At 72.1% G+C, this 24,616-nt stretch carries 21 protein-coding genes and 1 pseudogene; 6 read left to right on the top strand and 16 right to left on the bottom strand.

What is annotated here, in order from left to right:
• Positions 1–39: 39 nt before the first annotated feature.
• The gene (locus OHA84_RS22485) at positions 40–315 is read right to left on the bottom strand and encodes a hypothetical protein (RefSeq protein WP_063839643.1); all 276 of its coding nucleotides are present in this window, start codon (positions 313–315) and stop codon (positions 40–42) included.
• 139 nt (positions 316–454) lie between these two features.
• Entirely contained in the window at positions 455–1,603 is a 1,149-nt protein-coding gene (locus tag OHA84_RS22480; RefSeq protein WP_053682726.1) for an adenosine deaminase, read from the bottom strand.
• Positions 1,604–1,717: 114 nt separating this feature from the next.
• Here OHA84_RS22480 and OHA84_RS22475 point away from each other — a divergent pair, with 114 nt between their 5' ends.
• Positions 1,718–2,437, top strand: a complete 720-nt coding sequence (locus OHA84_RS22475) for an alpha/beta hydrolase (RefSeq protein WP_266949425.1) — start codon at positions 1,718–1,720, stop codon at positions 2,435–2,437.
• Between the two features lie 41 nt (positions 2,438–2,478).
• Here the strand turns inward: OHA84_RS22475 and OHA84_RS22470 are convergent, their stop codons facing one another.
• A complete protein-coding gene (locus OHA84_RS22470) occupies positions 2,479–3,717 on the bottom strand; it encodes an ATP-grasp domain-containing protein (RefSeq protein ID WP_266949423.1) in 1,239 nt (412 codons plus the stop codon).
• A gap of 161 nt (positions 3,718–3,878) precedes the next feature.
• On the opposite strand from OHA84_RS22470, the gene OHA84_RS22465 reads away from it, so the two are divergent.
• Positions 3,879–4,877, top strand: a complete 999-nt coding sequence (locus tag OHA84_RS22465) for a helix-turn-helix transcriptional regulator (RefSeq protein WP_234350291.1) — start codon at positions 3,879–3,881, stop codon at positions 4,875–4,877.
• A gap of 41 nt (positions 4,878–4,918) precedes the next feature.
• Here the strand turns inward: OHA84_RS22465 and OHA84_RS22460 are convergent, their stop codons facing one another.
• Positions 4,919–5,857, bottom strand: coding sequence for a LysR family transcriptional regulator (locus tag OHA84_RS22460; RefSeq protein ID WP_053682729.1), 939 nt, complete (start codon positions 5,855–5,857; stop codon positions 4,919–4,921).
• Between the two features lie 98 nt (positions 5,858–5,955).
• Between OHA84_RS22460 and OHA84_RS22455 the strand changes: the two genes are divergently transcribed.
• On the top strand, positions 5,956–7,236 hold the full coding sequence (locus tag OHA84_RS22455; RefSeq protein WP_053682730.1) for an MFS transporter: 1,281 nt from the start codon (positions 5,956–5,958) through the stop codon (positions 7,234–7,236).
• Positions 7,237–7,402: 166 nt separating this feature from the next.
• Positions 7,403–8,401, top strand: a complete 999-nt coding sequence (locus OHA84_RS22450) for a sigma-70 family RNA polymerase sigma factor (protein ID WP_266949420.1) — start codon at positions 7,403–7,405, stop codon at positions 8,399–8,401.
• Here OHA84_RS22450 and OHA84_RS22445 read toward each other — a convergent pair.
• The 12 genes and pseudogenes from OHA84_RS22445 to OHA84_RS22390 form a co-directional block, all read right to left on the bottom strand.
• Positions 8,297–8,647: an STAS domain-containing protein gene (locus tag OHA84_RS22445; protein WP_078999523.1), complete on the bottom strand. Its 351-nt coding sequence runs from the start codon at positions 8,645–8,647 to the stop codon at positions 8,297–8,299. The genes OHA84_RS22450 and OHA84_RS22445 overlap by 105 nt on opposite strands.
• 146 nt (positions 8,648–8,793) lie before the next feature.
• Positions 8,794–10,071: a thymidine phosphorylase gene (locus OHA84_RS22440; protein WP_053682732.1), complete on the bottom strand. Its 1,278-nt coding sequence runs from the start codon at positions 10,069–10,071 to the stop codon at positions 8,794–8,796.
• 131 nt (positions 10,072–10,202) lie between these two features.
• Positions 10,203–10,601, bottom strand: a complete 399-nt coding sequence (locus tag OHA84_RS22435; protein WP_078999525.1) for a cytidine deaminase — start codon at positions 10,599–10,601, stop codon at positions 10,203–10,205.
• Entirely contained in the window at positions 10,598–11,863 is a 1,266-nt protein-coding gene (locus OHA84_RS22430; protein ID WP_266949414.1) for an ABC transporter permease, read from the bottom strand. The genes OHA84_RS22435 and OHA84_RS22430 overlap by 4 nt, the downstream gene beginning before the upstream one ends.
• Positions 11,860–12,975 carry an ABC transporter permease gene (locus OHA84_RS22425; protein WP_053682734.1) on the bottom strand — a complete coding sequence of 372 codons (1,116 nt, stop codon included), beginning with the start codon at positions 12,973–12,975 and terminating at the stop codon, positions 11,860–11,862. The genes OHA84_RS22430 and OHA84_RS22425 overlap by 4 nt, the downstream gene beginning before the upstream one ends.
• Positions 12,972–14,711, bottom strand: coding sequence for an ABC transporter ATP-binding protein (locus OHA84_RS22420; protein WP_371591437.1), 1,740 nt, complete (start codon positions 14,709–14,711; stop codon positions 12,972–12,974). The genes OHA84_RS22425 and OHA84_RS22420 overlap by 4 nt, the downstream gene beginning before the upstream one ends.
• A 143-nt stretch (positions 14,712–14,854) precedes the next feature.
• Complete coding sequence (locus OHA84_RS22415; RefSeq protein ID WP_053682735.1) at positions 14,855–15,922, bottom strand: BMP family protein; 1,068 nt, start codon at positions 15,920–15,922, stop codon at positions 14,855–14,857.
• A gap of 286 nt (positions 15,923–16,208) precedes the next feature.
• Positions 16,209–17,477, bottom strand: coding sequence for an amidohydrolase (locus tag OHA84_RS22410; RefSeq protein WP_266974001.1), 1,269 nt, complete (start codon positions 17,475–17,477; stop codon positions 16,209–16,211).
• 137 nt (positions 17,478–17,614) lie between these two features.
• On the bottom strand, positions 17,615–18,850 hold the full coding sequence (locus tag OHA84_RS22405) for a hypothetical protein (protein WP_266970074.1): 1,236 nt from the start codon (positions 18,848–18,850) through the stop codon (positions 17,615–17,617).
• Positions 18,851–18,924: 74 nt separating this feature from the next.
• Complete coding sequence (locus OHA84_RS22400) at positions 18,925–19,833, bottom strand: N-acetylneuraminate synthase family protein (RefSeq protein ID WP_266950656.1); 909 nt, start codon at positions 19,831–19,833, stop codon at positions 18,925–18,927.
• A gap of 483 nt (positions 19,834–20,316) precedes the next feature.
• A pseudogene (locus OHA84_RS22395) lies at positions 20,317–20,679 on the bottom strand (cytidylyltransferase domain-containing protein); the annotation flags it as partial.
• 56 nt (positions 20,680–20,735) lie between these two features.
• Positions 20,736–22,154, bottom strand: a complete 1,419-nt coding sequence (locus tag OHA84_RS22390; protein ID WP_371591436.1) for a DUF6716 putative glycosyltransferase — start codon at positions 22,152–22,154, stop codon at positions 20,736–20,738.
• A gap of 155 nt (positions 22,155–22,309) precedes the next feature.
• Here OHA84_RS22390 and OHA84_RS22385 point away from each other — a divergent pair, with 155 nt between their 5' ends.
• Positions 22,310–23,284: a glycosyltransferase family 2 protein gene (locus tag OHA84_RS22385; RefSeq protein WP_266974003.1), complete on the top strand. Its 975-nt coding sequence runs from the start codon at positions 22,310–22,312 to the stop codon at positions 23,282–23,284.
• Positions 23,281–24,609: a polysialyltransferase family glycosyltransferase gene (locus OHA84_RS22380; protein WP_266949406.1), complete on the top strand. Its 1,329-nt coding sequence runs from the start codon at positions 23,281–23,283 to the stop codon at positions 24,607–24,609. Before OHA84_RS22385 ends, OHA84_RS22380 begins: the two co-directional genes overlap by 4 nt.
• Positions 24,610–24,616: the final 7 nt, after the last annotated feature.

The following is a 24,616-nucleotide window of genomic DNA, read 5'->3' as shown; positions in this document are numbered from 1 at the left end:
TGTGCGCCATGCGTACTCGCGTGCGGATCGCGGCGTGGGTCAGCCGCCGAGCGCGCCACCGATGGGCAGGCCGCCGAGCGTGGGGCCGAGGGAGTCGGTGAGCTGGCCGAGCGGGGCCGCGGGGTCGCTCGACTGGCTGCCCTCGGCCTTCACGTGCTGCTGGCTGGTGGCGGTCTGGAGGGCGCCCGTGACGGGGCCCAGTGCGTCCGTGAGGCCGACGGCGGGGACGGCGGCGGCGGAACCGGCGGCGGCGGCGACGGCGGCGACGGCACCGAGAGCGGCGAGGCCGAAGGTCTTGGCAGCTGACTGCTTCATGAAGGATCGTCCTTGCGACGGGGAATTGAGCGGCTCCGCAAACTAGTCACTTCAAACCCCGGCCCGCAAACATCTGTAAATACGAGAAAGCGCCCGGGAATTGCCCCTCCCGGGCGCCTTCAGTCCGTCAAGCCTTGGCCTAGGCCGAGACGGAACCGCTGGTCGAAGCGGTCTGCCGGAACAGCCATTCCGACTTCAGCTCCGCATAACCGGGCTTGATGACCTCGTTGATCATGGCCAGTCGTTCATCGAAAGGAATGAACGCGGACTTCATCGCATTGACGGTGAACCACTGCATGTCGTCCAGCGAGTAGCCGAAGGTGTCGACCAGGTGCTCGAACTCGCGGCTCATGCTCGTACCGCTCATCAGCCGGTTGTCGGTGTTGACGGTCAACCGGAAGTGCAGCTTGCGCAGCAGACCGATCGGGTGCTCGGCGTACGAGGCGGCCGCGGCCGTCTGCAGGTTCGACGTCGGGCACATCTCCAGGGGGATGCGCTTGTCGCGCACGTAGGAGGCCAGGCGCCCCAGCTTCACCGTGCCGTCGGCGGCGACCTCGATGTCATCGATGATCTTCACGCCGTGACCCAGGCGATCGGCGCCGCACCACTGCAGGGCCTGCCAGATCGACGGAAGGCCGAAGGCCTCGCCCGCGTGGATGGTGAAGTGGTTGTTCTCGCGCTTGAGGTACTCGAAGGCGTCGAGGTGGCGGGTGGGAGGGAACCCGGCCTCGGCGCCGGCGATGTCGAAGCCGACCACGCCGTTGTCGCGGTACCGGTTCGCCAGCTCGGCGATCTCCAGGGCGCGGGCCGCGTGGCGCATCGCGGTGAGCAGCGCGCCGACGCGGATGCGGTGACCGTTCGCCTTGGCGCGGCGCTCGCCCTCGCGGAAGCCGTCGTTGACCGCCTCGACGACCTCTTCGAGGGTCAGGCCGGCCTCCAGGTGCTGCTCGGGGGCGTAGCGGATCTCGGCGTACACGACGCCGTCCTCGGCCAGGTCCTCGGCGCACTCCGCGGCGACCCGGAACAGGGCGGCCTTCGTCTGCATGACGGCGCAGGTGTGCGCGAACGTCTCCAGGTAGCGCGGGAGGGAGCCGGAGTCGGCGGCTTCCCGGAACCAGATGCCCAGCTTGTCGGCATCGGTCTCGGGGAGGTTCTCGTAGCCGGCCTCCTGCGCCAGCTCGATGATGGTCCCGGGGCGCAGTCCACCGTCGAGGTGGTCGTGCAGGAGCACCTTCGGGGAGCGGCGGATCTGATCCGGGGTGGGCACGTTGAGGGTCTCGCTCGTCATCTGGGCACTCTAGCTCCTACGCGCGTAGAGCAGGGTGTCCGCGACGGCCGTCGATACGTAACAGTGACCGTGCGGACGGGTGGCGTACACCCGTCGGTCTGAGACTGTTCCGCCATGGCACAGCATGCGCCGCCGGCGCGCGGGGCCCGCCTGGGGCGGGCGGCCGGCGCGAACGGCCCGGTCACGACGGTCAGTGGTGTGGTGCTCCTCCTCCCCGGGGCGTCCAGATGGTCCCCCGGGCCGCTGCGTCCGCTCGCGCGGGCGCTGGCGCGCTCGGGCGCGGCGCACGGGCTGGTCACGCACCCCGTCGTGCACGGGGCCGGGGCCCGGGAGGAGGACGCCGAGTGGGCGGCGGACGAGGTGGTGCGCCGGTACGGGGACGTGCCGGTCTGCCTGGTCGGCTATGACGCGGGGGGTCGGGCGGTGCTGCGCGCGGGCGGCCACGCGGCGGTCAACTCGGTTCTCGCGCTCGCCCCCAGTCTGGGCGGGCCCACCCCGCAGGAGCCCCCTGAACCGGTGAAACAGCTCTCGGGGCGGCAGGTGCTGATCGTGCACGGGACCAACGACGCGCGCAGCGACCCGGAGTCCTCCTTCCGGCTGGCGACGCGGGCGAAGAAGGCGAACCGTTCGACCTGCCGCTTCGAGGTGCATTCGGACGGGCACGGGCTGCGCGAGCACCAGGCGGAAGTGGTGGCGCTGGCCGTGGACTTCGTGCTCGGCGCGGTGTTCTCGGGCCGGTACTCGCGGCCGGTCACGGACGCGCTCGCCGCGCCGCCGCCGCTGGGCCTGCGGATGCCGCTCGCCTCCGGGTTCGGGCGGTCCCTGCGGGGCTGACGCGCCGATCCCGGCGGACCGTCCGGGACGGTTCGCCGGGGTCAGCGCACCACGTGGACCCCGGGCGCGTCGTGGCGGCCGCCCAGCAGGCCCGTGGCCCGGTCCAGGGCGGCGCCCAGCGAGCCCGCGGTGGGCGCGGCGGCGAGTACGTACGCGTGGTGCCGTGCGCCGGTCGGCGGGCGGCGGACGACGGCTCCGCGCGGGACGTCCAGGTGGACCCGGACCACGCCGGGTACGGCCCGGGCCGCCGCGACGCCCGGACCGGCCCCGGCGGTGCGCCAGCCGGGCGGGAAGTCCACGTACCGCAGCCCGGCGTGGGCGGCGCGCGGCCGGCGCGGCGGGTCGGGGAGGCCGAGTCCGGCGGCCAGCGCCAGTCCGAGCACGTCGGTGCCGTGGGCGAGCCGGAGCAGGTGGGTGAGCTCGTCGGCGCCGGGTCGGGCGTGGGCCTCGATCAGCCGGGGCCCGCGGGGGGTGAGCACGACCTCGGTGTGGGACGGGCCGTCGCGGTGCCCGGCGAGGTCGAGGACCGCGCGTACGAGGGCCCTGACGGCCTCGGCCGCCGTCGCGTCCAGGGCGATCGGCAGGCGGTGGCCGGTCGCGGTGAGGTCGGGGCCGGCGGCGGGGATGCGCCGCGACCAGCCGAGGACGCGGTGGCGGCCTTCCCGGGAGAGGGTCGCGACGGCCAACTCGGGGCCTTCGAGGTACTCCTCGACGAGCAGGTCGGTGACGGCCGGGTAGCCGCGGGCGGCGGATCGGGCCCCGGCCGGGTCGGCGACCAGTCGTACGCCCTCTCCGTCGGCGCCCCAGCGGGGCTTGATGACGCAGGGGTAGCCGATGAGGGTGGTGATGAAGGGGATGAGGTCGGCGCGGCCGCAGCGGGCGAAGGAGACGGGGTGGGCGGCGTGGAGGCCGTTGGAGCGGGCCCGCAGGCCGGCTTTGTCCATGAGGGCGGTGACGGCGGCGGTGGGGGTGCCGGGCAGGCCGAGTTCCTCGTTGGCGCGGGCTGCGGCGAGGGCGCCCGCGGGGTCGAAGCCGAAGACGGCGGCCCGGCCGCGGCGGACCTCCTCCAGCCGGCCGACGGCCCCCACGAGGCGCGGGTGGTCGCGCCAGTCCGTCCGTACCCGCCGCTCCGCCCCCTCACGGTCGGATGGCACCGATGGATCCGGCGCGACCACCACGGTGCGCGCGCCCGCACGGCGGGCGGCCGCGACCACGGCGGGGCGCGGACTCAGCAGGACGGCCACGGGCCGGTGCCGTTGGTCGGCCGTCCGCTGCCGCATACCGCGCTCCCCCTTCACGCCGTGGCTCCACTGTGCCGGTTCGGCATATGCCGCAGGCGGTCGGTCGGGGGTCGTCTTGCCGCCTTGCGGGAACACGAGGGGTTTACAAACATTCACAGGCCGGGACGAATATGCATATGCCAGCCGATGAAGTCCGAGACATGGGCGAACTGAGTCCCGCGGCGCGGCGCCTCTACGCGTTCGCGGTGGAGCGGCACGCCTTCACGCCTCCGGAGGCGACGGCGGCGCTGGGCGTGCGGGCGGCGGCGGCGATCACCGAACTGGCGGCGGCGCACCTGCTCCAGCGGTCTCCCGACGCGGGACCGGAGCGGTGGAGCGCGGTGGCCCCCCGGGCGGCGGCGGCCCGGGCGTTGGCCCCGCTGGCGCTGCTCGTGCGCGAGACCCACGACGAGATGGACCGGCTGCGGGGGCGCCTGGAGCGGCTGGTGCCGGCCTACGAGGCGGGGGCGGCGCACCGGGACCTGAGCGGGGCCGCCCGGCTGGAGCTGGTGACCGACCTGGGGGCGGTACGGGGGCTGATCGCCGAGCTGGCCGCGTCGGCCGAGGAGGAGATGCTGACCTCGCAGCCGGGCGGCGGGCGGCCCCTGGAGGTGCTGGAGGAGTCGATCGGGCGGGACGAGGCGTTGCTGGCGCGCGGGGTCCGGATGCGAACCATCTACCAGCACACGGCCCGGTACTCGCGTCCGACCGCGGCCTACGTGGAGCGGGTGACGGCGCTGGGCGCGCAGGTGCGGACGCTGGGCGACGGGCTGATGCGGATGTTGGTCTTCGACCGGCACACGGGCCTGATGGCGGTGCCGGACCGGGGCGGGGCGGCCCTGGTGGTACGGGAGCCGAGCGTCGTGCACTTCATGACGTCGGCGTTCGACCGCTCCTGGTCGGACGCGGAGCCGTTCCCGGTGACGGTGAGTCCGGAGGCGGCCCGGACGCTGTCGGACGAGCTGCGGCAGACCATCGTCCGGCTGCTGTCGGAGGGGCTGGAGGACAAGGTGATCGCGCGCCGGCTCGGGATGTCGGAGCGGACCTGTCAGCGGCACATCGCGGAGATCATGCGGGCGGTCGGGGCGAAGTCCCGCTTCCAGGCCGGGTACTTGCTGTCGACGGCGGCGGCCCTGGAGCCGGCCGCACCGCAGGAGTAGGCGCGCGGCCCGGACCGGATCGGCCCGGGCCGGGCCGGCCGTCAGATCGGGCCGTGCAACTCCGGGATCAGGCGACCGCGTCGGGACAGCAGGAAGCGCTTGAACTCCGCGACCGGGGGTGTGTCGGGGTGTCCGTCGAGCCAGGCGACGCCGATCTCGCGGACCGCGCGGGGCGCCGTCACCGTCAGTTCGACCACCCCCGGCCGGGCCACGGCGGGCGGCGGCAGCAGGGCGACGCCGAGGCCGGCCGCGACGAGGCCGCGCAGGGTCTCGGCCTCCTCCCCCTCGAAGGCGACCTTCGGGGTGAACCCGGCCTCCGCGCACAGGTCGTCGGTGATGCGGCGCAGGCCGTAGCCGGGCTCCAGGGTGACGAAGGTTTCCTCGGCGGCCTCGGCCAGCCGGATCCGTTTGCGGCCGGCGAGGCGGTGGTCGTCCGGCACGACCAGGCGCAGCCGTTGTTCGTCGAGGCGGCGGGCCACCAGGTCGGGGGCGTCGGGCAGCGGTGAGGTGAGGCAGAGGTCGAGTTCGCCGGCGCGCAGCCGCTCCAGCATGGCCTCGCCGTAGTTCTGGACGAGTGAGAAGCGGATGCGCGGGTGGTCGGCGCGGAAGGCGCGGATCAGGCCGGGGACGGTCTCGGACCCCAGGGTGTGCAGGAAGCCGAAGGCGACCTTGCCGGCGGTGGGGTCGGCGTCCTGCTGTACGGACTCGGCCGCGCGGGCGATCTCCGCGAGGGCGCCTTCGGCCGAGGCGAGGAAGGTGCGTCCGGCGGTGGTGAGGGCGACGGTACGGCCCTTGCGGGCGAACAGCGTGACGCCCAGGTCCTGTTCGAGGCGGACCACGGCCCGGGACAGGGTGGACTGCGGCACGCCCAGTTCGTGGGCGGCGCGCGTGACGTGCTCGTGCCGGGCCACGGCGACGAACCACGTCAGGCGAGGGGCCAGCAGACTTGTCACCGCCATGTCTTCTTCGTAACGGTTCATTGACATGCACCCCTGTGACCTGTGCTGATGCGGCAGTGGATCGATTATGGCGATTCCATGCATTGGACGCATCAAAAACGCGGGCCTACGGTTTTGGCATGCCTCCCGCTCATACCGGGGCACCCGTCATCCCGGGTGCCTCCACCTTGTCGTTTCCCGCACCGGAGCCCCACTCCCCCGGTCGCCCCGGCTACCGCCGGATGAGCCTCGCGCTCTTCGCCGCCGGGCTCGCCACCTTCGCCCTCCTCTACTCCACCCAGGCGCTGCTGCCCGCGGTCTCCGCGGGTTTCGGCGTGACGGCGGGGCAGGCCAGTTGGACGGTGTCCGCGGCCACCGGCGCGCTCGCGCTGTTCGTCCTGCCGCTCAGCGCGCTGTCCGAGCGGTTCGGACGGACCCGGATGATGACCTGGTCGATGGTGATCGCCGTCGCTCTCGGGCTCCTCGTCCCCTTCGCGCCGAACCTGGAGTGGCTGATCGTGCTCCGCGCGGTGCAGGGCGCGGCAATCGCCGGCATCCCGGCCTCCGCCATGGCGTACCTGGCCGAGGAGGTCAAGCCGAAGGCGCTGGTCGCCGCGATCGGCCTGTTCGTCGCGGGCAACTCCATCGGTGGCATGAGCGGGCGCATCGTCACCGGATGGGCGGCGCAGGCGTGGGGCTGGCGCGCCGGTCTGCTCACCGTCGGGCTGATGTCGCTGGCCTGCGCGGTGGCGTTCCTGGTGCTGCTGCCCCGGGCCCGGTTCTTCCGGCCGGCCTCGCTGAACCCGCGCGCCGTGGGCCGCACGGTCGCCGGTCACCTGCGGGATCCGCTGCTGCTGCGGCTGTACGGGATCGGCGCGCTGTTCATGACCGTCTTCGGGGCGGTGTACACGGTCGTCGGGTTCCGTCTGGTCGACGAGTTCTCGCTCGGACAGGGCGTGGTCGGCTCGGTCTTCCTGGTGTACCTGGTCGGCACGGCGTCCTCCGCGGCCGCCGGTCGGCTGGTGGCGCGGGCCGGGCGGCGCGGCGCGCTGTACCTGGCCGTGACCACGACGGCGCTGGGGCTGCTGCTGTCGCTGGCGCACTCGCTCGCCGCGATCCTGGCCGGGCTGGTGCTGATCACCGCGGGCTTCTTCGCGGGGCACGCGGTGGCCTCGGCGGCGGTGAGCCGGACGGCGAGGACGGGCCGGGCGCAGGCCTCGGCGCTCTACCAGTCCGCGTACTACCTGGGCTCCAGCGCGGGCGGCACCCTGGGCGCGCTCGCCTACCACTCCTCGGGGTGGGCGGCCACGGTCGGGATCGCGCTGCTGGCGGTCCTGGGTGTCGTGTCGATCACCCTGTACGGGTCGCACGCGGCCCGCTCCGAGCGTCGGCCGATGGCCGCGGCGGCGGCCGCGCGGTGACGCGTACCCGCTGAGCGCGGGGCCGGCGGGGACGTGCCCGAGGGCGCGTCCCCGCCGGCGTGTCCGACCTGGTCGGGGCGTTCGGGCTGGTCTGGGCGTTGCGGAGGCGATTGTCAGACCCCTCCGGTAGCTTCCGGGTATCGGACCGACCAGGGGGATCGACGCCATGAGTGACCTTGCGACCAGCCCGGAGCTGGATGCGGCCATGGACCGCTACCGGGTCGAACTGACCGGCTACTGCTACCGCATGCTCGGCTCCTCCTTCGACGCCGAGGACGCGGTGCAGGACACGTACATCCGCGCCTGGCGGGCCCACGAGAAGTTCGAGGGCCGCTCCTCGCTGCGTTCCTGGCTGTACCGGATCGCGACCAACGTCTGCCTGGACCTGCTGAACGCGGGGAACAAGCGGGCCCGCCCGATGGACCTCAGCGCCCCGCAGCACCAGGCCTCCGCCGTGCTGAACGAGCGGCCCGAGGTGACGTGGCTGGAGCCGGTCCCCGACGGGCGGGTGCTGCCGCAGACCGCCGACCCGGCGGAGATGGCGCTGGCGAAGGAGTCGGTCCGGCTGGCGTTCGTCGCGGCGCTCCAGCACCTGCCGGCGAAGCAGCGGGCGGTGCTGATCCTGCGCGAGGTGCTGGCCTGGAAGGCGGACGAGGTCGCCACCCTCCTGGAGACCACGGTGGCCTCGGTGAACAGCGCGCTCCAGCGGGCGCGGGCGACGCTGGCCGGTCAGGGCATCCGCGAGAGCGACCCGGCGGATCCGTTGGACGCGGACCAGGCGAGACTGCTGGAGCAGTACCTGAGCGCCTTCGAGGCGTACGACATCACCCGCCTCACCACCCTGCTGCACGAGGACGCCGTGCTGTCGATGCCGCCGTTCGACCTGTGGCTCCGGGGCCACGAGGACATCGCGGCCTGGCACCTGAACCAGGGCATCGGCTGCAAGGGCTCCCGGCTGATCGCGACCACGGCGAACGGCATGCCGGCCTTCGGCCAGTACCGGCCGCGCGAGGACGGACTTCCGGGACACGAGCCGTGGGCGCTCCAGGTGTTGGAGATCTCAGACGGGAAGATCGTCGGGCTCAACGCCTTCCTGGACACCGCCCGGTGGTTCCCGCTCTTCGGGCTCCCCCAGCAACTCGGCGAGACCGACGAGGGCCAGTAGCGCGCGCAGGGACGGTCCGGCGCCGGTGAGCCGGAGCCGGATGCCGGCCCGTCGGGCGGCGAGGGCCAGTCGGGCCACCGCGTCGACGACGCCGAGGCCGGGCCGGGTCAGCGCGCTGACGTCGCACGCCACCTCGCGCGGGCCGTCCCGGGCGAGCCGGCCGATGCGTTCGCAGAGCGCGGCGACGTCCCGGGGCAGCGGAGCGGGCCCGGGCACGGTCAGGGGTTCGGGTTCCGTCGTGTCCACACCAGGGTGGACCTCCGGGGGGCCCGGAACTCATCGGTTCCGGGGCTCGGGGCTGGGCTCTCTGTTGGGGCGTGGCCCGGCGCCCGGTACGACGAACGGGACCGGTGGGGGTCCACCGGTCCCGTTCACCCGAAGGCGGCCGCGGGTCAGGCGATGCGGTCCAGGACGATCGGCGTGGCGGTGAACGAGGTTCCCGCCGCGGCGATGTCGAAGGTGCCGTCCAGCGCGGACAGCGCGTAGTCGAACTTCTCCGGGGTGTCGGTGTGCAGGGTCATCAGCGGCTGGCCCGCCACCACGGTGTCGCCCGGCTTGGCGTGCATCTCGATGCCCGCGCCGGCCTGCACCGGGTCCTCCTTGCGCGCGCGGCCGGCGCCCAGGCGCCAGGCGCCGACGCCCACGCCGTAGGCGTCCAGGCGCGTCAGCACGCCGGACTCGGGCGCGGTCACCACGTGCTGCTCGCGGGCCACCGGCAGGGCCGCGTCCGGGTCGCCGCCCTGGGCGGAGATCATCCGGCGCCAGACGTCCATCGCGGAGCCGTCGGCCAGGGCCTTCTCCGGGTCGGCGTCCTTGATGCCCGCCGCGTCCAGCATCTCGCGGGCCAGGGCCAGGGTCAGCTCGACCACGTCGGAGGGGCCGCCGCCGGCGAGGACCTCGACGGACTCGCGGATCTCCAGCGCGTTGCCGGCGGTCAGGCCGAGCGGGGTGGACATGTCGGTGAGCAGGGCGATGGTCTTGACGCCGCTGTCGGTGCCGAGGGCGACCATGGTCGAGGCGAGCTCGCGCGCGTCCTCGATGTTCTTCATGAAGGCGCCGCTGCCGACCTTGACGTCCAGGACCAGCGAGCCGGTGCCTTCGGCGATCTTCTTCGACATGATCGAGGAGGCGATGAGCGGGATGGCCTCGACGGTGCCGGTGACGTCGCGCAGCGCGTACAGCTTCTTGTCGGCCGGGGCCAGGCCGTCGCCCGCCGCGCAGATGACGGCGCCGGTGGTGTCGAGGACGTGCAGCATCTCCTCGTTGGAGAGCAGGGCGCGCCAGCCGGGGATGGACTCCAGCTTGTCCAGGGTGCCGCCGGTGTGGCCGAGGCCGCGGCCGGAGAGCTGCGGGACGGCCGCGCCGCAGGCGGCGACGAGCGGGGCGAGCGGGAGGGTGATCTTGTCGCCGACGCCGCCGGTGGAGTGCTTGTCGGCGGTGGGGCGGGAGAGGGAGTCGAAGTTCATCCGCTCGCCGGAGGCGATCATCGCGGCGGTCCAGCGGGCGATCTCGCCGCGGTTCATGCCGTTGAGCAGGATGGCCATCGCCAGCGACGACATCTGCTCGTCGGCGACCACGCCGCGCGTGTACGCGTCGATGACCCAGTCGATCTGCTCGGGGCTGAGTTCGCCGCGGTCGCGCTTGGTGCGGATGACGGAGATGACGTCCATGAGGGTGACTTCCTTCCGGCGGTGCGTACGTTCGAAAACTCTACGCGCATAGAGACATGCGGGGTGGCATGGAGGGGTGAAGGGGAACGGCCCTTCCGCACGCGGGCGGAAGGGCCGTCACAGGGATGCGGCTATCTGAGGTGGTCGGGCCCGAAGGCCTGCGGGAGCATCGCGGAGAGCGGCAGGATGCCCTCCGGCGTCTCCACCTGGAGTTCGGGGCCGCCGAACTCGAACAGCAGCTGGCGACAGCGGCCACACGGGACCAGGATGTCGCCCTTGCCGTCCACACACGTGAAGTGCGTCAGTCGGCCGCCGCCCGTGGCCTGGAGGGAGGACACCAGACCGCACTCGGCGCACAGGCCGAGGCCGTAGCTGGCGTTCTCCACGTTGCAGCCGACGATGGTGCGGCCGTCGTCGACCAGCGCCGCCACCCCGACCGGAAAGCCCGAGTAGGGGGCGTACGCCCGGGACATCGCGTCCCGGGCCGCCTTGCGCAGGCCGTCCCAGTCCGGGGCGTCGGCCGTCGTCACTTGCCCTGGCCCTTGCGGTACGGCATGCCGTCCGCCTTCGGCATCCTCAGGCGCTGCGCGGAGAGCGCGAGCACCAGCAGGGTGGTGACGTACGGGGCGGCGTCCACGAACTGGCTCGGAACCGAGTCGGTGACGGCGTACCAGAGGAAGATCAGCACGGCGAAGACCGCGGAGACGGCCGCCGGGAGGTACTTCTTCTTGTAGCCCTGCCAGAGCGCGGCGAGCAGGAGCACGATCGCGACGAGCAGCAGCAGCGCGTGCACGTTCTCGGCGCCACCGCGCAGCTTGAGGCTGTCGATGAAGCCGAACAGGCCCGCGCCGAGCGCCATGCCGCCGGGCATCCAGTTACCGAAGATCATCGCGGCGAGACCGATGTAACCGCGACCGCCGGTCTGCCCCTCCTGGTAGATCGAGCTGGCGACGATCGACAGGAACGCGCCGCCGAGGCCGGCCAGGCCGCCCGAGACGATCACGGCGATGTACTTGTACTTGTACACGTTGACGCCGAGGGACTCGGCGGCCACCGGGTTCTCGCCGCAGGACCGCAGTCGCAGGCCGAAGGTGGTGCGCCACAGCACCCACCAGGTGCCCGGGATCAGCAGCAGCGCGACGACGGTCAGCAGCGACAGGTCGGTGACCAGACCGCCGATGACGCCGGCCAGGTCCGAGATGAAGAACCAGTGCTTGCCCTGGAGGTCGGACATCCAGTCGGACAACCCCGGCACGGTGATCTTGTAGATCGGTTCGATCGACGGGGACTGCTTGGAGGAGCCGCCCGGCGCGTCCGCGAAGGTGAAGTTCGACAGGTACTGGGTGAAGCCCAGGGCGAGGATGTTGACGGCCACACCGGAGACGATGTGGTTGACGTTGAAGGTGACCGTGATGATCGCGTGCAGCAGGCCGCCGATGGCGCCACCGATGATGCCGGCCATCACGCCGGTCCAGGGGCCCCACTGGTAACCGGCCCAGGCACCGAACCAGGTGCCGAGGATCATCATGCCTTCGAGGCCGATGTTGACGACGCCCGCGCGCTCGGCCCACAGACCGCCGAGACCGGCGAGGCCGATCGGCACGGCGAGGGACAGGGCGCCCGACACCTGACCGACCGAGGTCAGGTCGTTGGCGCCGCTGATGACGCGGACCAGCGAGATCAGCGCGAGACCACCCGCGATGATCAGCATGATCCAGGGCAGGCTGAGCTTCTGGCGGCCGCCGGACTTCTTCGGGGCGGCGGCCGTCGCGGAAACGGTGCTGGTGCTCACGCCGCGACCTCCTTGTCGGTCTTGATGGCGTGGCCCGCGGCCAGTTCCTCGCCGACCTTCTGCTGCTGTCGGCGGATGCCGTAACGGCGGACGAGCTCGTACGAGACGACGACCGCGATCACGATGAGGCCCTTCATGATCGTGCCGATCTCCTTCGCGTACCCGGCCGTGTCGAGCGAGGCCGAGGCCTTGTCGATGAAGGCCATCAGGAACGCGGCGAGGAGGATGCCGACCGGGCTGTTGCGGCCGAGCAGCGCGATGGTGATGCCGGTGAAGCCGACGCCGACCGGGAAGGAGAGGTTGTACGTGTGGGTCTCGCCCAGCAGCTGCGGCATGCCGGACAGACCGGCGACGGCGCCCGAGATCAACATCGAGGTGATGATCATCTTCTTGGCGTCCACGCCGGACGCCTGGGCGGCGGACTCGCTGGCGCCGGTGGCGCGCAGGTCGAAGCCGAAGCGGGTGCGGTTGAGCACGAACCAGTAGACGATGCCGAGGGCGAAGGCCACGAAGGTGAAGCCGTAGATCTCCAGGCCGTCACCGATGGACAGCGCCGGGAACCAACCGGACTCGGCGATGTCGCCCGTGGTCAGGTCGTTGGAGCCCGCCGGCTGGATGCCGAGGTTCTTCGGCAGGATCAGCCAGGCGATCAGGCTGGTCGCGATGGCGTTCAGCATGATCGTGGAGACGACCTCGCTGACCCCGCGCTTGGCCTTCAGGACACCCGCGATGCCGGCCCAGAAGGCACCGGTCAGCATGGCGACGACCACGATCACCAGGATGTGCAGCGGGCCCGGCAGGGTGACGGCGGTGCCGACCACGGCCGAGATCATCGCGGCGAGGCGGTACTGGCCGTCGACGCCGATGTTGAAGAGGTTCATCCGGAAGCCGATGGCCACGGCCAGGGCCGCCAGGTAGTACGTACCGGCCTGGTTCACGATGAGGACCTGCACGTCCTCATAGGAGGCGTTCTCGACCATGAGGCGCATGGGCTCGATCGGGTCCACGCCCGTCGCGGCCAGCACGATCATGGTCAGCAGGAAGGCGCTGACCAGCGCGAGCGCGGGGCCGGCGAAGCCGAGGAGCAGCCGGTCCTTGTCGAATTTCTTCATCGGGCCTCGTCCTCCGGGGCATCGGTACCAGCGTCGGTACCGGCGGAGTGGTTGTCGGTGGCTTCCAGGTGCCCGGAGGCGGCGCCCGTCATGGCGGTGCCGAGTTCCTCGGGGGTGACGGTCGCGGGGTCCGCGTCCGCGACCAGGCGGCCGCGGTAGATCACGCGCAGGGTGTCGGACAGGCCGATCAGCTCGTCCAGGTCCGCGGAGATCAGGAGCACGGCCAGGCCCTCGCGGCGGGCCTCGCGGATGGCGTCCCAGATCTGCGCCTGCGCGCCGACGTCCACACCGCGGGTGGGGTGGGCGGCGATGAGGAACTTCGGGTTGTGGCTCATCTCGCGGCCGACGATCAGCTTCTGCTGGTTGCCGCCGGAGAGCGAGGCCGCGGTCACCTCGATGCCGGGCGTGCGGACGTCGTACTCGCGCACGATCCGCTCGGTGTCCTTGCGGGCGGCCTTCGGGTCGAGGATGCCGCGCTTGGAGTTCGGCGACTCGGTGACGTGACCCAGGATGCGGTTCTCCCACAGCGGGGATTCCAGCAACAGGCCGTGCCGGTGGCGGTCCTCGGGGATGTACCCGATGCCGCCCTCGCGGCGCTTGCGGACCGACGCCTTGGTGATCTCGGTGCCGTCGAGGGTGATGACGCCGGCGTCCGGGGTCGTCATGCCCATCAGGGCTTCGATCAACTCGGTCTGGCCGTTGCCCTCGACGCCCGCGATGCCGAGGACCTCGCCCTTGTGGATCGTGAAGGCGATGTCGTCCAGGAGCAGGCGGCCGATGCCGGCCGGCTCGTGGACGAAGGCGTCGGACAGGCCCGGCGTGCGCGCGGTGTCCTCGGTGTTGACGGGGGGAAGACCACCCTCGGCGACGGTCAGACCCGCCACCTTCAGCATCGGGACGTCCGTCACGGTCGACTCGCGGGTCTCCGGGGAAGGGAGTTCGGAGCCGACCATCAGCTCGGCGAGCTGCTTGGTGGTGGTGTTGCGCGGGTCGGCGGTGCCGACCGTGGTGCCGCGACGGATGACGGTGATGTCGTCCGCGACCTTCAGGACCTCGCCCAGCTTGTGCGAGATGAAGATGACGGTCAGGCCTTCGGCCTTGAGCTCCCGCAGGTTGTCGAAGAGCGCGTCCACCTCCTGCGGCACGAGCACGGCGGTCGGCTCGTCGAGGATGAGGATCTTCGCGCCGCGGTAGAGGACCTTGAGGATCTCCACGCGCTGGCGGTCGGCGACACCGAGGTCCTCGACCAGTGCGTCGGGGCGCACGCCGAGGCCGTACGCGTCCGAGATCTCCTTGATCTTCTTGCGGGCCTTGGCGCCGATGCCGTAGAGCTTCTCGCCGCCGAGAACCACGTTCTCCAGGACGGTGAGGTTGTCGGCCAGCATGAAGTGCTGGTGCACCATGCCGATGCCGCGGGCGATGGCGTCGCCGGGGCTGGAGAAGGTGACCTGCTCCCCGTCGATGGCGATGGTGCCCTCGTCCGGCTTCTGCATGCCGTAGAGGATCTTCATCAGGGTCGACTTGCCGGCGCCGTTCTCACCGACGAGGGCGTGAACCGTGCCCTTGCGGACGGTGATCGCGATGTCCTTGTTGGCGACGACGCCGGGGAAACGCTTGGTGATGCCGTGCAGTTCTACGGCGAGAGGGGGGCTGGACGCGTTGATGACGCACTCTCCTTGGCGCGGAAGGAGCTGGAGGCAGGAGGACAGGGCGGGGAGAGAAGGTATCGCGTCCACGATGCCTCTACGCGCGTAGCACTGTCGAAAGTGAAAACTTGCGGCCAACTGACCACAAGGAACACCGAACACGGCTCGGGGCCCGGGAGCGATAGAGACCGCTTCCCGGACCCCGGAGACCATTACCGCATGTCGGACGGCCCTTACGGGGCGGTCTTGACGGTGATCTTCTTGGCGATGATGTCGGCCTTGGCCTTCTCCACCGCGGCGATGACTTCAGCCATCTTCTTGTACTCGGGGTTGGAGTCGGCCAGGCCGACGCCGTCCTTGTCCAGGCCGTAACGGATCTCGCCGTTCTCCGGCTTGCCGTCCTTGACCGACTTGATCAGGTTGTAGACCGAGTCGGAGACGTCCTTGGTGACCGAGGTCAGGATGTGGTCCTTGTACTTCGACAGACCGGCCTGGTTGTACTGGTCGGAGTCGACGCCGATGGCCCACTTGCCCTTGGCCGAGGCGGCCTCGATGGCACCGGAGCCCGCGAGACCGGCGGCGGCGTACACCACGTCGGCGCCGCCCGCGTCGATCTGGCCGTTGGCGGCGGCCTTGCCCAGGTCGGGCTTGGAGAAGCCACCGAAGTCCGGGGGCTGCGTCAGGTAGGCCGACAGCACCTTGGCGTTCGGGTTGGTGTCCTTGACGCCCTGGGTGAAGCCCGCCTCGAACTTCTTGATCAGCGGAACCTCGACACCGCCGATGAAGCCGACCGTGCCGGTCTTCGAGACCTTGGCGGCGGCGACGCCGGCCAGGTAGGAGCCCTGCTCCTCGTTGAAGACCAGGTTGGCGATGTTCTTGCCGGTCACCGAGGTGTCGTCGATGATGCCGAACGTGGTGTTCGGGAACTTCGGCGCGACCTTCTTGATGGCCGGGGCGTAGGCGAAACCGACGCCGATCACCGGGTTGTTGCCCTTGCGGGCCAGCTCGGTGAGGCGCTGGACCTTGTCGGCCTCGCCCTCGCCGTCCGTGGGCTCCGCCTCGGCGGTGGTGATCTTCAGCTCCGACTTGGCCTTCTCGAGGCCCGCGAAGGCGGCGTCGTTGAACGACTGGTCGCCGCGGCCACCGATGTCGTACGCGATGGCGGCGCCGGCGGCGGCCTTCGTCTCCGAGGAGGAGGACGAGGGGCTGTCAGACGACTTCTTACCGCCACAGGCGGTGGCCGAGAGGGCCAGCGCGGCGGACGCGAGGCCCACGGTGGCGATCCTGGTGATCCGGCGCAAGGGGAGGCTCCTTCAAAACCTGACCGAAGCGCCACGACCGGCGCTGGTTTCGCGGCGATCGTAACGCGCGTAGATGTCAGTTAAAGGCCCGTTCATGAGTCGTTATCGGATCGTCGCGAACCGGACAGTGACCGATCGGTGACTCCCCTTGTGTCCAGCCCTTGCGTACCAAGGGCTGGACACGTATACCGACCGACCACCGGATGATGTAGGGACTTTGCCGGGGCTTGACCGCGACCTTGACCGCGAACCCCCTGGCGCCCGGGTCGGCGCCGAGCGGGCGGCGTTACCCGGCCGATCGCCCCCGGTGGGCGTCGAGTCGGGCCTCGCCCCGCCCGTCGAGCAGGGCCGCGGCGGTGAAGAACTCCACGCCGACCCCGATCGCGGACTCGTCGACGTCGAAGTCGCCCCGGTGCAGGTCCTTCTTGGTCGTGTCCCCGGGCTTGCGGACGCCGAGACGGGCCATGGCGCCGGGAACGTGCTCCAGGTACCAGGAGAAGTCCTCCCCGCCCAGGCTCTGCTCGGTGTCCTCGATCGACTCCGCGCCGAGCCGGGCCGCCATGGACTCGCGGAGCAGTTCGGTGACCACCGGGTCGTTGACCACCGGCGGGACGCCCCGGACGTAGGTGATCTCCGACTTGGCCCCGTGCAGGGTCGCGATCTCGTCGATGGCCGCGTGGATCTGGTCAGGGGCCTCGTGCCAGGCGTTGATGTCCAGGCAGCGAACGGTCCCGGACAGTTCCGCGTGCATCGGGATGACGTTGCAGGCGTGCCCGGACTCGATCCGGCCCCAGGTGACCGACATGCCCGAGCGGGCGTCCATCCGGCGGGCCAGCACGGCCGGGACGTCCACGGCGACCCGCGCGGCGGCCGTCACCAGGTCGGTGGTCAGGTGCGGGCGGGCGGTGTGCCCGCCGGGACCGGCCAGGGTGACCTCCAGGCGGTCGCAGGCCGAGGTGATGGGGCCGGACCGCAGTCCGATCCGCCCCGAGTCCACGCGGGGGTCGCAGTGCACCGCGATGATCTTGCCTACGCCGTCGAGCACCCCGGATTCGATGGCGTCGCTCGCGCCGCCGGGCAGGACCTCCTCGGCGGGCTGGAAGAGCAGGCGCACGGGATTCGGGAGCAGGCCCTGCCGGTCGAGTTCCGCGAGCACCAGGCCGGCGCCGAGCACGACCGAGGTGTGGACGTCGTGTCCGCAGGCGTGCGCGCGGTCCGGGATGGTGGACCGGTACTCGACGTGCACCTTGGCGTCCGGGATGGGCAGGGCGTCGATGTCCGCGCGCAGGGCCAGCATCGGCCGGCCGCCGTCCCAGGTCCCCACGTCACAGATGAGGCCGGTGCCGGACTTCAGCACCCGTGGTCGCAGGCCGGCCCGCTCCAACCGGGCCTTGATCGCCGCCGTCGTGCGGACCTCCTGGTGTCCCAACTCGGGATGCATGTGCAAGTCCCGGCGGAAGGCGATCAGTTCGGCACGCAGGTGGTCCGGAAGCTTGCCGGGCAGCTCGGGCCGGTCGGGCTTGCCGGGCAGGGCGGTCTGGGACTCGCGGGACATCAACTGGTTCACCCGTTTAAGGGTAGGCCCACCGACGGGTCAACTGGCTGGAGATCACAAAAAGTTCATGCCGTTAGGGGAAAGAAACCCGACCTCTGGACGCATGACCGTATGCGTGCGCGGGTAAACTCGCGCGCTCAGCCGGCCGCCCGAGCGGTCTGAGCGGGGAGTCTGCGCACATCACGGGCGGTTTCGGTGACCCCGGCCAGGAAGCCGCGGGCCCGCGGCGAGGCGGCGGCGGTGAGCCAGGCGGGATCGACCTCGCACACGGCCACGGTGACGCCGGCGCCGATCAGGGCGTACGGCAGGGTGTGGACGACGGTGGACGGAAAGCTGACGATGGTGCGGCCCACCGGCCCCCGCCGGGCGATCAGCTCCAGCGGCAGGTCCGGACGTACGATCTCCAGCCCGGTCGCCTCGCTCAGCGCGCGCAGCTTCTCCGGGGACTCACGGCGGTGCGCGAAGTAGCGGGTCGCGCCGTGTTCCCTGGTCAGGGCCAGGACGGCGGCCCTGTAGCGGACCGGGTCCACCACGCCCGTCTCCACGAGCGAGGTGCCGACCAGGTCCGTTCCCCTGGTCAGGCGGGGCGGGCCGAAACGGGACCGGGTCCAGGCGAAGTCGTTCAGGCGTACCTCCATCCCGGGCAGCGGGGTGACCGGCATCGAGGTGAACACCTCCACCCGGCGACGGTCGCCGCCAGGGGTCAGCCTGCGGCGCGCGGTCCCCGACACCGGGGCGTACGCGAGCTCGCGCACCCGGGCCCCGGCGCCGGCCCCCGTACGGTGCCAGCGGCGCAGCCGCTCCCCGCGCCCGAGCTGCGCGACGAACTCCATGGTGGCGGTGCCGTCGTCGACGACGACCAGTTCGGCGGCCCGGGCCGGGGCCAGCAGGAGCTGGACGAAGCGGGAGAAGGGGTCGCCCACCACGATCCGCTCGGCCCGGCGCACGTCGGCGGCGAGCGCGGCCAGCGCCTTGAAGGGGGCGCCGGCGCCCCCGCGCGCCTCCTGCCAGTGGACGGTGTACCCCTCGTCGCGGGCGAGCCCGGCGACCCGGCGGAGCTGTCCCCGGGACATCGGGTCGGTGGGCGGGAGGACCACGATCGTCGGCGCCTGCGGGCCCGAAGCCCCGGAGCCGGACGGGGTGCGCGAGCCGCCGGCGCGGTCGGCGGTGCGATCCCCGGCGGTCGCCCGGGCGGTGGACCGGCCGGGCTGGCGCGGGACGCCGTCCAGCAACCGACCGGCGGCCTCGGGGGCGGCCGCGTCGTCGGCTCGGGCGGGCCCGTCGTCGGCTCGGCGCGCGTGGGCCCACTCCAGGACGTTCAGCAGCTGGACCGGGCTTTCCACGAAGGCCAGGGTGGATGCGGAAGGGATCACCACGTTCTCCTCGTCAGGTGCGGGGGTACCGCGCGCGCCGGGACCGCGGGCCGCGCCGGGGCGGAGCGGGACGGTCAGACCGCAGTGAGGTCGCCCTGGAAGCGGCGGAGCTTCTTCATGGGGGCCAGCTCGGACTCGTAGACGCGCTTGACGCCGTCGCCGAGGGCGGTCTCGATGGTGCGGATGTCACGGACCAGGCGGGTCAGTCCGCCCGGCTCGACGGAGGCGGCCTGGTCGGAGCCCCACATGGCGCGGTCGAGGGTGATGTGGCGCTCGACGAAGGTGGCGCCGAGGGCGACGGCGGCCAGGGTGGTCTGGAGGCCGGTCTCGTGGCCGGAGTAGCCGATGGGGACGTTGGGGTACTCCTCCCGAAGGGTGTTGATCACCTTCAGGTTGAGCTCCTCGGCCTTGGCCGGGTAGGTCGAAGTGGCGTGGCACAGAAGGATGTTGTCGCTGCCGAGCACCTCGACGGCGTGCCGGATCTGCCGGGGGGTGGACATGCCGGTGGACAGGACGACGGTGCGTCCGGTGGCGCGCAGCGCGCGCAGCAGTTCGTCGTCGGTGAGGGAGGCGGAGGCCACCTTGTGGGCGGGGACGTCGAACTTCTCCAGGAAGGCGACGGCCTCGGTGTCCCACGGGGAGGCGAACCAGTCGATGCCGCGCTTGGCGCAGTGCTCGTCTATGGCCAGGTAGTCGGCCTCGTCGAACTCGACGCGGTGGCGGTAGTCGATGTAGGTCATCCGACCCCAGGGGGTGTCGCGCTCGATGTCCCACTGGTCGCGCGGGGTGCAGATCTCGGGGGTGCGCTTCTGGAACTTGACGGCGTCGCAGCCGGCTTCGGCGGCGGCGTCGATGAGCGCGAAGGCGTTGCCGAGGTCGCCGTTGTGGTTGATGCCGATCTCGCCGACGACGTAGACGGGGTGGCCGGGGCCTGCGGTGCGCGAACCGAAGGTGCGGAGGCGGGAGTTGGCGGTGGCGCTCATGTCAGGTGACGTCCTTCGAACGGTGCGTGCGGGTACGGGGTTCGGGTCGGGGCGTACGAGGGGGTGTGGTTCGGGGTGGAGTTCGGGTCCGGGGCGGGGCTCGGGGTGTGGTTCGGGGCGGGGTCCGGGTTCGGGTCCGGGTTCGGGTCCGGGTCCGGGTTCGGGTCCGGGTTCGGGTCCGGGTTCGAACAGCGGGGCGACGAGGCGGGCCCGGGCCAGGTCGTGCGGGTCGTCGATCTCCAGCACCCGCGCCGGGTCGGTGGCGACGGGCAGGGTGCGGCCGAAGAAGCGGTGCCGGGCGGTACGGAACCCGGCGGCGGCCATCGCGTAGGCGGCGCCGGTCTCCAGCAGGTCCTGGGGTCGGTCCTGGCGGCGGGGGCGGTGGGTCGTCTCGTGGTTGACCCCGAGGCCCGAGCCGTCGGTGTCCGTCCGCCAGAGGAAGCCGTGGAAGGGGGCCACGGTCAGGGCGGAGTCCGCGGCGCCGGAGGCGACGGCGGCGGCCACGGACTCGACGTCGGAGTGGGTGAGGAAGGGGCTCGTGCACTGGACCAGGAGGACCACGTCGACGGTGACGGAGTGGAGTTCCTCGAACGAGTCCAGCGCGTGCAACAGGGCGGCCTCGCTGCTCGCGGTGTCCCCGGAGAGCGCGGCGGGGCGGCGCACCGCGTGGGCCCCGGCGGCCCGGGCCGCCCGTGCGATGGCCTCGGAGTCGGTGGAGACGAGCACGTCGGTGACGGTCGGCGCGGCCAGGCAGGCGCGTACGGCCCGTGCCACGAGCGGGGTTCCGCCGACGAGGGCGAGGTTCTTGCCGGGGACGCCCTTGGAGCCGCCGCGGGCGGGGATCACCGCGAGCACCCTCGGCCCGGAACCCGCGACGCGGGTCAGGGGTGCGCGGCGGGTGCTCACAGCTCCCCCAGGCGTCGGATCACGGGGGCCACCCGTTGGACGCCGTGCCGGTAGGCGCCCCGCGCGGCCTCGCGCAGGTGCGCGCGGAGCCAGCGGCGGGCCGGGGACCGCCCCGCGTCCCGTCGGACGGCGCCGGGCAGCGGGGTCCCGTCGGGGGCGAGGTGGTGGCGGGCGAGGATGCCCGGGAGGTATCCGGGGGCGGTGACCGGGGTGTAGTACGGGGCCACGGGCGGGAGTTGGGCCTTCCCCAGGAGGTCGGCGAGTCGTGCGCGGGCGGCATCGAAGGGGTCGGCGGATCCGGTCGGGGCCGTGTCGGCGTTCCGTGCGGCGGCGCCCGGGCCGGCGATCGGGGCCACGCCCTGGTCGGCGAGCCAGTCCGGGTCCGCGCGCGGCAGCAGTCCCTCGTCCAGTTGGTCCCAGGAGGCCAGGCAGCCGGAGCCGAGGAAGTGGTGGTTGCCGAGCGCCTCGCGGATGCCGAGGTCGGTCAGGACGGCGGTCGGGATGCCCCGGTGCAGGGATTCCAGGGCGGCGGTGGAGGACACCGTGACCAGCAGGTCGGCGTCGTCCAGTACCTCGCCCATGTTCCCGTACACCAGTCGGCAGTTGGCGGGCATCCCCCCGGGCAGCCGGTCGGCGAGGCGCTGGTAGGGGTGCTCCTCCAGGTGCGTGGTGTGCTCCCCGGGCCGGCTGCGGAGTTTGACCGACACCTGTCGGTCGGGGTGGCGTCGGGCGTGCCCCGCGGCCCGCGCGAGGAGGTACGCCCGGTCCGCGCGGCTCTCCGGCACGGAGGGCTGGACGGCGAAGACGACCGTCCGGGCGCGGCCCGTGTCGGGCACGTGGGGGGCGCCGCCCAGGAAGGGCAGCGCGGTCTCGGTGACGGCGTCCGGATCGGCGCCCACGCCTTCGTACACGGCGCGGAACCGGCCCGCGTCGTGACGGGAGTTGGCGAGGACGAGGTCGGCGCCGTGCCGCAGCAGCAGACCGTCGGCGAGTTTCTCGTAGACGACCCCGACGTAGCCGGTGACGAACACGGGGCGGGCGGCCGGGTCGGGCCACAGTGCGCGGGCCCCGTGCAGTACGGCCTGGACGGCGCCGCCGACGAGGGCGAGGACGACCACGTCGTGGCGGTCGCGTCCGGGGGCGATCTCCGCGAGGAACTCGGCGCAGGTCACCTCGGTCGGTCCGGGGGCGGCGTCGGCCGTTCCCGCGGCCGTCCGCACGCCGACCTCGCCGAGTTGGCGCGCCGTGGGGGTGGCCCGGCCGCGCAGCAGGTATCCGGTGGGGAGGTGGTCGGGTGCGAGGCGGCGCGCGGTGAGGGCACCCCATTTCCACCGCGTGTCGGAATCTGCGAGTACGGCGATGCGTCGATCGCCACGACTGCTACTGGCTGGCACCCGGCCGAAGCTATTCCGCATTTCCGGTGATCGGCCCAACGAGCGCACAACAGCTGGTTAACAACCCGTCGACGAAATGCGAAAGCGGACCGGTTAACGCGCCCGCCCCGCGTCGTTCACATGGAATACGCGCCCGGGTCACGGTGAATGCCGGACGGCGCCCTAATGTCTCACTGGTGGTGAAGCTCTCTGTCGTCGTGCCGTTCTTCAACGTGCAGACATACGCCCCGGATGCCCTGAAAAGCCTCGCACTCAATGCTCGGGAGGACTTCGAGTTCCTGCTGGTCGACGACCGGTCGACGGACGGGACGCCCGAACTGTTGGAACGGGCCGCCGCCGAGCTGCCCGGCGCGGTGTTCCTCGGACGGGACGAGAACGGCGGCCTGGCCACCGCCCGCAACACCGGGTTGGACGCGGCGCGCGGCGAGTACCTCGCGTTCCTCGACGGGGACGATTGGCTGGCGCCCGGTCACCTGGCCCGCACGGTGGCCGCCATCGAGGCCCTGAACTGCGATTTCGTCCGTACAGACCATGTTCAGGTCACGGGGCGGGCGCGCAGTGTGCAGCGCGTCCCGTACGGGCCGCAGGGGGTGGTGGCCGATCCGCGTGCCGGGATCCTGCCGGCCGGGCGGGCCACGGCGGTGGACTATCCGTTCGCCTGGGCGGGGATGTACCACCGGCGGCTGCTGGACCGGGGTCTGCTGCACTTCACCGACGGGCTGCGGACGGCGGAGGACCGGCCGTGGATCTGGCGGCTGCACCGGGAGGCGAGGTCCTTCGCGCCGGTCGGATTGCCGGGGATCTTCTATCGTCGGGGCATTTCCACCTCACTGACCCAGATCGGCGACGAGCGTCAGCTCGATTTCATTCGCGCATTCGATCAAGTCCTTTCGGAGGCGGCGGCCGACCGGGAATCCGATCTACTGCTGCCGAAAGCCGTTCGCACGTATTGCGCCATCATCGCGCACCACATCGGATCCATCGAAAGGTTCGAACCGGCCGTGGCCAGAAAACTCCGCGCGATGAGCGCGGCAGCCCTCGCGCGCATGCCCCGCGCGGTGTTGGAGCAGGCCCTGGACTCGATGGACACCGAGCGCTCGACGCTGCTGCGCAGGCTGCGCCGCCGCGGCCCGGCGGGAGCCGCCGCGTGAACGTCACCCAGATCTTCCTCGCCTCCACCCCGTACGGCGCGGCGACGCTCGCGGCCGGCGTCGACGCGGGGGTCTTCCCGCCCGCCGGCCGGCGGATCCTGCTGACGAGCAACCACTCCGTCACCCCCGAGATCACCCCCGGGCTCACCGCGATGCCGGGGTTCGACGCGCTGCGCCGACGCTTCGACGAGGTGCGCGACTGGAACGCCTTCATCGCGCCACAGCATCCGGGCACCTGGACCCCGCGCACCGAGGACGTCCCTTTGTGGGAGCGGCAGTTGAGGGCGTCGTGGGGGCTCGGGGAGGACCGGGTCGAACTGGTCGTGGAGTCCCTTCAGGTGCCGCCGGCGCAGGGCCTGTGCCAGGTGTTCCCGGGCGCGGCCGTCGACGTGTACGCCGACGGGCTGATGAGTTACGGCCCCACCCGCGTCCGGCTCGACCCGCGGATCGGGATGCGGGTGCGGCGGGTCCTGCACCTGGACCTGGTACCGGGCTTGGAGCCGTTGCTGCTGACGGAGTTCGGCGTGCCGGCGGAACCGGTGCCCGCGGCGGACTTCCTGAAGGTGCTGGCGGAGCTGACCTCGTACGGGGAGCCGCCGGCGCACGTCGGTGAATCCCCGGCGGTCCTGTTGGGCCAGTACCTCGCCGCGCTGGAGCTGCTGTCCGCGGCGGAGGAGGAGGACCTGCACGTGGAGATGGTGCGCGGCGCGTACGCCCGGGGCCATCGGGAGCTGGTCTTCAAACCGCACCCGAGCGCGCCGGCGGCGTACTCGCGGCGGGCGGAGGAGGAGGCGCGGCGGTTGGGGGCGCGGCTGACGGTGATCACGGAGCCGGTGTTGGCGGAGACCCTGTACGAGCGGCTGCGGCCGGCGCTGGTGGTGGGCTGCTTCTCGACGGGCCTGTTGACGGCGTCGACGCTGTACGGGATCCCGGTGGCCCGGACCGGGACGGGAGCCATGCTGGAGCGGCTGACCCCGTACGAGAACAGCAACCGGATCCCGTTGGTCCTGGTGGACGCGCTGCTGCCGGACCTCGCGGGGTCGGGTGAGCCCCCGCGCGCCGTCGACCTGCCCGCCCTGGTGGCGGCGGTGGGCTTCACGATGCAGCCGCGCGTGCTCGCGGAGCGGCGGGCGGACGTGGAACGCTTCCTGGCCGCGCACCCGACGGCGGACACCGCCCGGTACTTCAGGCGCCGCCGGCTGACGGCGCTCGCCCTGCCGGGCGGGGTCCCGGCGCGGCTGTCGTTCCTTCCGCGCAACCGGCTCGTGCGCCGGGCGGGCCGTCGGCTGTTGCGCCGGTTCCCGGTGCTGCGCCGGCTGCGCTGACGCCCGG

It is taken from the genome of Streptomyces sp. NBC_00513, assembly GCF_041431415.1.
In the GTDB taxonomy this organism is placed as follows: Bacteria; Actinomycetota; Actinomycetes; order Streptomycetales; family Streptomycetaceae; genus Streptomyces.
The sequence above is the reverse complement of the archived record's forward strand: the minus strand, read 5'-3'. Positions and strand labels throughout refer to the sequence as shown.